At 66.9% G+C, this 6,305-nt stretch carries 11 protein-coding genes; all 11 read left to right on the top strand.

Annotated features, from left to right (window positions below):
- The first annotated feature begins 219 nt into the window (after positions 1–219).
- Positions 220–1,053 (top strand): GIN domain-containing protein, encoded by an 834-nt coding sequence (locus DJ019_RS04280; protein WP_111274716.1) that lies wholly within the window; start codon positions 220–222, stop codon positions 1,051–1,053.
- Between the two features lie 316 nt (positions 1,054–1,369).
- Complete coding sequence (gene rpsJ, locus DJ019_RS04275; RefSeq protein WP_012521787.1) at positions 1,370–1,678, top strand: 30S ribosomal protein S10; 309 nt, start codon at positions 1,370–1,372, stop codon at positions 1,676–1,678.
- 13 nt (positions 1,679–1,691) lie between these two features.
- Positions 1,692–2,459, top strand: a complete 768-nt coding sequence (rplC, locus tag DJ019_RS04270) for a 50S ribosomal protein L3 (RefSeq protein WP_111274715.1) — start codon at positions 1,692–1,694, stop codon at positions 2,457–2,459.
- Complete coding sequence (gene rplD, locus DJ019_RS04265; RefSeq protein ID WP_111274714.1) at positions 2,459–3,097, top strand: 50S ribosomal protein L4; 639 nt, start codon at positions 2,459–2,461, stop codon at positions 3,095–3,097. Before rplC ends, rplD begins: the two co-directional genes overlap by 1 nt.
- Positions 3,097–3,399, top strand: coding sequence for a 50S ribosomal protein L23 (locus DJ019_RS04260; RefSeq protein ID WP_111274713.1), 303 nt, complete (start codon positions 3,097–3,099; stop codon positions 3,397–3,399). Before rplD ends, DJ019_RS04260 begins: the two co-directional genes overlap by 1 nt.
- A gap of 4 nt (positions 3,400–3,403) precedes the next feature.
- Positions 3,404–4,240, top strand: a complete 837-nt coding sequence (rplB, locus tag DJ019_RS04255) for a 50S ribosomal protein L2 (protein ID WP_111274712.1) — start codon at positions 3,404–3,406, stop codon at positions 4,238–4,240.
- Positions 4,241–4,243: 3 nt separating this feature from the next.
- Positions 4,244–4,522, top strand: a complete 279-nt coding sequence (gene rpsS, locus DJ019_RS04250) for a 30S ribosomal protein S19 (RefSeq protein WP_111274711.1) — start codon at positions 4,244–4,246, stop codon at positions 4,520–4,522.
- 1 nt (position 4,523) lies between these two features.
- Positions 4,524–4,904 carry a 50S ribosomal protein L22 gene (gene rplV / locus DJ019_RS04245; RefSeq protein ID WP_111274710.1) on the top strand — a complete coding sequence of 127 codons (381 nt, stop codon included), beginning with the start codon at positions 4,524–4,526 and terminating at the stop codon, positions 4,902–4,904.
- On the top strand, positions 4,904–5,665 hold the full coding sequence (gene rpsC, locus DJ019_RS04240) for a 30S ribosomal protein S3 (RefSeq protein WP_111274709.1): 762 nt from the start codon (positions 4,904–4,906) through the stop codon (positions 5,663–5,665). The genes rplV and rpsC overlap by 1 nt, the downstream gene beginning before the upstream one ends.
- A 12-nt stretch (positions 5,666–5,677) precedes the next feature.
- Positions 5,678–6,109 (top strand): 50S ribosomal protein L16, encoded by a 432-nt coding sequence (rplP, locus tag DJ019_RS04235; RefSeq protein WP_111274708.1) that lies wholly within the window; start codon positions 5,678–5,680, stop codon positions 6,107–6,109.
- Positions 6,109–6,303 (top strand): 50S ribosomal protein L29, encoded by a 195-nt coding sequence (gene rpmC / locus DJ019_RS04230; RefSeq protein WP_111274707.1) that lies wholly within the window; start codon positions 6,109–6,111, stop codon positions 6,301–6,303. Before rplP ends, rpmC begins: the two co-directional genes overlap by 1 nt.
- The last annotated feature ends 2 nt before the right edge of the window (positions 6,304–6,305 follow it).

The raw sequence follows: 6,305 nt of genomic DNA, 5'->3' as shown, positions 1-6,305 counted from the left end.
CGCGAAGGCGGCCGGACCGTCGGTTCGGGCGTCGTCTCCAAGATCCTCAAGTAAGCCACCCGCTTACCTGAAGACCGAATACGAAGGGCCGTCGGGGGAAACCCCGGCGGCCCTTTCGCTTGCGGGGATGACAACAGAGTCATGACCCCGATTTAAGCTGTGGCCCCGCCCTCCCGCGTCTAGCCTTCGGTCACATTGTTGCTGAGGCGGGAGAGTTCGATGCGTCTTTACATGGTGGCCCTGGCTACGAGCGCGGCGATGGCGGCGGGATCGGCCCAGGCGGCCTCGGTGGAGATCCGCGACGCGGTTGCGCGCGTGACCATCGTCCCCGAGGACCGCGGGGACGTAAAGGTCGAGGTGGTGAAGGCCAACAGCCGCGCGCCTCTGACGGTTCGCACCCTCCCGGGCGGGCGCACCATCGTCGACGGCGACTTCGATCGCCGGATCCGCAACTGCCGGGGCTCCTACGGAAAGGCCGTCGTGACCGTCCGGGACGTGGGCGACATCGCCTGGGATGAGATGCCTCAGGTGGTCATCCACACTCCCCGGCAGGTGGACGTCGAGGCCGGGGGCGCCGTCTTCGGATCGGTGGGCCGCTCGTCCACGCTCAAGGTTTCGAATGCCGGCTGCGGGGACTGGACGATCGCGAACGTCGCCGGAGAGGCGCGGGTGAACCAGGCGGGGTCAGGCGATGCGCGCATGGGCTCGACAGGCGCGCTCAAGGTCCATGTGACCGGTTCCGGCGATGTCGCCGCCGGTGACGTCAAGGGGGGGCTGGATGTCACCATCGCGGGGTCGGGTTCGACGGCCGTGCGGTCCATCGCCGGTCCTTTGGAGGTCAACATCGCGGGATCCGGGGACGTGGAGATCGCCAGCGGCCGGGCCACGACGATGAAGGTCTCCATCGCCGGATCGGGCGACATCGGCTTCCGCGGCGTGGCCGACAGCGTGCAGGCGCGCATCGCGGGCTCCGGCGACGTCAGCGTGCGGGAAGTGAAGGGCGAGATCTCCAAGACCGTCATGGGCTCGGGCTCGGTCCGCGTCGGCGACTGAACAGGAGAGGGGCCTGCGGCGCCATCCATGGCGGCGCAGGCCTTGACGTGGGCGAGTCGCGTCGGTATTACCGCGCCTCCTGTTGGACCGGCTGTGTGCTTCGAAGCGATTTGAAGCGCAGACGCGGTTCGCGGAACGACCTGAGACAGTGCTAAAACCTAGCGTTTCGGGAACGGCCCTCGCGGGTTTCGCGCGGGCCAATGTCGTTTGTGCGGACTTTCGCGTACGAGCGCCTCATTGGGGTGTTCGGGCTGGTCTTTGAAATGGTCGAGATCACGCGGGCGGACCGCCGTCTGTAGGGAAACGTAAGAGCGATATGGATCGTCAGAACATCCGCATTCGGCTCAAGGCCTTCGATCACCGCGTGTTGGACCATTCCACCCGCGAGATCGTGAACACGGCCAAGAGAACCGGCGCCACCGTGCGCGGACCGATTCCGCTGCCGACGCGCATCGAGAAATTCACCGTCAACCGTTCGCCGCACATCGACAAGAAGTCGCGCGAGCAGTTCGAAATCCGCACGCACAAGCGCGTGCTCGACATCGTCGACCCCACCCCGCAGACCGTGGACGCGCTCATGAAGCTCGACCTGTCCGCCGGCGTGGACGTCGAGATCAAGCTCTAAGGGGATCGGTCCGATGCGAACCGGCGTGATCGCCAAGAAAATGGGCATGGCGCGCTTCTTCGACGAAGCGGGCGTCCATGTGCCTGTGACGGTCCTGAGCCTCGAAGGCTGCCAGGTCGTCGCCCACCGCACCAAGGACAAGGACGGCTACGTCGCCCTCCAGCTCGGCGCGGGTAAGAAGAAGCCGAAGAACACCTCCAAGGGGCTCCGCGGCCACTTCGCCAAGGGCGAAGTTGAGCCGAAGGCCAAGGTGGTCGAGTTCAAGGTCTCCGAGGACAACCTGATCGACGTGGGCGCGGAAATCACCGCCGACCACTTCGTCCCCGGCCAGAAGATCGACATCACCGGTGTCACGGTCGGTAAGGGCTTCGCCGGCGCCATGAAGCGCTGGAACTTCGGCGGCCTGCGCGCCACCCACGGTGTGTCCGTCTCCCACCGCTCGCATGGTTCGACCGGCCAGCGTCAGGATCCGGGCCGCACGTTCCCGGGCAAGAAGATGGCTGGCCATCTCGGCCAGGAGACCGTCACCACCCTCAACCTGACCGTCTGGCGCGTGGACGCCGAGCGCGGCCTGATCCTTGTGAAGGGCGCCGTCCCGGGCACGGAAGGCACGTTCGTGAAGATCCGCGACGCGGTGAAGTCGGCCCTGCCGGCCGAGGCCCCGAAGCCGGGCGCCTTCCGCAAGGCGGGTGAAGTCGCCGCCGCGCCGGCCGAAGAGCCGGCCGTGACGGAAGCGCCGGCTGAAGAGGCCCAGGCCACCGAAGCTGGGGATCAAGCGTAATGAAACTCGACGTCATCAAGCTCGACGGCGGGAAGGGCGGCTCGATCGAGCTGGCCGACGACATCTTCGGCATCGAAGAGATCCGCGCCGACATCCTGCAGCGCGTCGTGACCTGGCAGCTCGCCAAGCGTCGCGCCGGCACGCACAAGATCCAGGTCCGCAACGAGGTCTCTCGTACGGGCAAGAAGATGTACAAGCAGAAGGGCACCGGCGGCGCCCGTCACGGCTCGCGCCGGGCGGCCCAGTTCGTCGGCGGCGCCAAGGCCCACGGTCCGGTCGTTCGCAGCCATGCGTTCGACCTGCCCAAGAAGGTCCGCGCCCTGGCCCTCAAGCACGCCCTGTCCTCCAAGGCCAAGGACGGCTCGCTGATCGTCGTCGACAGCGTCGCCCTGAAGGACGCCAAGACGGCCGCTCTTCGCGACCAACTCGGCAAGATCGGCGTGACCCACGCGCTGGTCATCGCCGGCCCGGAAGTGGACACGAACTTCAAGCTCGCCGCGCGCAACATCCCGAACGTGGACGTGCTGCCGAACGCCGGCCTGAACGTCTATGACGTGCTGCGCCGCCGCACCCTGGTCCTGACCAAGGACGCGGTCGCGGCGATCCAGGCGCGCTTCCAGCCTGAGGAGGCCGCGTGATGGCCGTCGAGCCCACCATCCGTCACTACGACACCATCCTGTCGCCGGTGATCACCGAAAAGGCCACGCTGCTTTCCGAGCAGAACAAGGTGGTCTTCCGGGTCGCCGAGGACGCCACGAAGGACGAGATCGCCGCTGCGGTCGAGGCGCTGTTCAAGGTCAACGTCACGAAGGTCAATACGGTCAACGTGAAGGGCAAGACCAAGCGGTTCCGCGGCATCAAGGGCCGACGCTCGGACGTCAAGAAAGCGATCGTGACCCTGGCCGACGGCCAGTCGATCGACATCACCACGGGGCTCTGATCCGATGGCTCTGAAGCAGTTCAACCCGACTTCGCCGGGCCGCCGTCAGCTGGTCCTGGTCGACAAGTCCGAGCTCCACAAGGGCCGGCCGGAAAAGTCGCTCGTCGAAGGCCTGACCAAGTCCGGCGGTCGTGGCGGCAACGGCCGCGTCGCGGTCCGTTTCCGCGGCGGCGGCGCCAAGCGCCTGTACCGCATCGTGGACTTCAAGCGTCGCAAGTTCGACGTGCCGGCCACGGTCGAGCGGCTCGAGTACGACCCGAACCGGTCTGCCTTCATCGCCCTGGTGAAGTACGCGGACGGCGAGCTCGCCTACATCCTGGCTCCGCAACGCCTCAAGGCGGGTGACGTGGTCATCGCCGCCGAGAAGGCCGACGTGAAGCCGGGCAACGCCATGCCGCTGCGCGGCATGCCGATCGGTACGATCATCCACAACGTCGAGCTCAAGCCGATGAAGGGTGGCCAGATCGCCCGTTCGGCCGGCGGTTACGCCCAGCTCGTCGGCCGTGACGCCGGCTACGCCCAGATCCGCCTGAACTCGGGCGAACTGCGGATGGTGCCGGACGGCTGCATGGCCACGGTCGGCGCGGTGTCGAACCCGGACCACATGAACGAGAGCCTCGGCAAGGCCGGCCGCGCTCGTCACAAGGGTCGTCGCCCGCATGTCCGCGGCGTCGCCATGAACCCGATCGACCACCCGCACGGCGGCGGTGAAGGCCGCACCTCGGGCGGCCGTCACCCGGTCACCCCGTGGGGCAAGCCCACGAAGGGCCGCAAGACCCGCAAGAACAAGGCGACGGACAAGTTCATCATCCGTTCGCGTCACGCTCGGAAGGCTCGCTAAGCCATGACCCGTTCCGTCTGGAAAGGCCCGTTCGTCGACGGGTACCTGCTGAAGAAGGCCGAAGCCGCGCAGAGCTCCGGCCGCAAGGACGTGATCAAGACCTGGTCGCGCCGCTCGACGATCATGCCCCAGTTCGTGGGTCTGACCTTCGGCGTGCACAACGGCCAGAAGCACGTCCCCGTGCTCATCTCGGAAGACATGGTCGGCATGAAGCTGGGCGAGTTCGCTCCCACCCGCTTCTTCCCCGGTCACGCGGCCGACAAGAAGGCCAAGAGGAAGTAAGATGAGCAAGCAAGCCAAGGCTCGCCGTTATACGGACGCCGAAGCGGTGGCGAAGGTGCGCACGCTGCGCACGAGCCCCCGCAAGCTCAATCTCGTGGCCCAGTCGATCCGCGGCCTGAAGGTGCAGCGCGCCCTCAACGAGCTCGAGTTCAGCCCGAAGCGTATCGCCCAGGACGTCCGCAAGGCGCTCTATTCGGCGATCTCCAACGCCGAGAACAACCACAACCTCGACATCGACAGCCTGGTCGTCGCCGAGGCTTACGTGGGCAAGAACCTCGTGATGAAGCGCTTCCATGCCCGCGCCCGCGGTCGTGCGTCGCGCGTCGAGAAGCCGTTCAGCGAGATCACGATCGTGGTCCGCGAAGTGGGTGAGGCCGCCTGATGGGTCAGAAAATCAATCCGGTCGGGCTTCGCCTCGGCATCAACCGCACTTGGGACAGCCGCTGGTTCGCCGACGGCCCCGAGTACGGGCGTCTGCTTCACGAAGACATCAAGGTCCGTCGCGCGCTGAAGAAGCGTCTGTATCAGGCCGGCGTGTCGCGGATCATCATCGAGCGTCCGCACAAGAAGTGCCGCATCACCATCTATGCCGCGCGCCCTGGCGTGATCATCGGCAAGAAGGGCGCGGACATCGAGAAGCTGCGCAAGGACATCGCCTCCATGACGGATGGCGAAGTCCACCTGAACATCGTCGAAATCCGCAAGCCGGAAACCGACGCCCAGCTGGTGGCCGAGAACATCGCCCAGCAGCTCGAGCGTCGGGTCGCGTTCCGCCGCGCCATGAAGCGCTCGATGCAGTCCGCCATGCGCCTCGGCGCCAAGGGCGTCCGCATCAACGTGTCGGGCCGCCTGGGCGGCGCGGAAATCGCGCGTATGGAGTGGTATCGCGAAGGCCGCGTGCCGCTGCACACCCTGCGCGCCGACGTCGACTATGGCTTCACCGAGGCCAAGACCACGTACGGCGTGATCGGCGTGAAGGTCTGGGTCTTCAAGGGCGAGGTCCTGGACCACGACCCGATGGCCATGGACAAGCGCCTGGCCGGCGAGAGCGGGCCTGCGGGTGAGGGTGGTGGCCGCGAGCGTGGCGACCGTCCGGATCGTGGTCCCCGGCGCGAGCGCCGCGGCGAGCCGCAGAACGCCTAAGGACTCAGGAACATGCTGTCTCCCAAGCGCACTAAGTATCGCAAGCAGTTCAAGGGCCGTATCCACGGGATGGCCAAGGGCGGCTTCACGCTGAACTTCGGCTCCTACGGCCTGAAGTCGGTCGAGCCCGAGCGCATCACCGCGCGCCAGATCGAGGCGGCCCGCCGCGCGATCACGCGCCAGATGAAGCGCCAGGGCCGGGTGTGGATCCGCATCTACCCCGACGTGCCGGTGACCGGTAAGCCCGCCGAAGTGCGGATGGGCTCCGGCAAGGGCGCCGTCGACTACTGGGCCGCCCGGGTCGCCCCCGGCCGGATCATGTTCGAAATCGACGGCGTGCCGGACGACGTGGCCCGCGAAGCGCTGCGCCTCGGCGCGGCCAAGCTTCCGGTGAAGACCCGCATCGTCACCCGGATCGACGCCCCCGTCGCGGAGCACGCGTGATGAAGATCGACGAAATCCGGGGCATGACGCCCGACCAGCTGACCGAGCAGCTCGTCTCCCTCAAGAAGGAGCAGTTCAACCTGCGCTTCCAGAAGGCGACCGGCCAGGTGGAGAAGACCCATCGCGTGGGCGAGGTGCGCAAGGATATCGCGCGCATCAAGACCGTCCTGCGCGCCAAGCAGGCTCAGGCCTGAGG

Source organism: Phenylobacterium kunshanense, assembly GCF_003254525.1.
Classification (GTDB): Bacteria; Pseudomonadota; Alphaproteobacteria; order Caulobacterales; family Caulobacteraceae; genus Phenylobacterium; species Phenylobacterium kunshanense.
The sequence above is the reverse complement of the archived record's forward strand: the minus strand, read 5'-3'. Positions and strand labels throughout refer to the sequence as shown.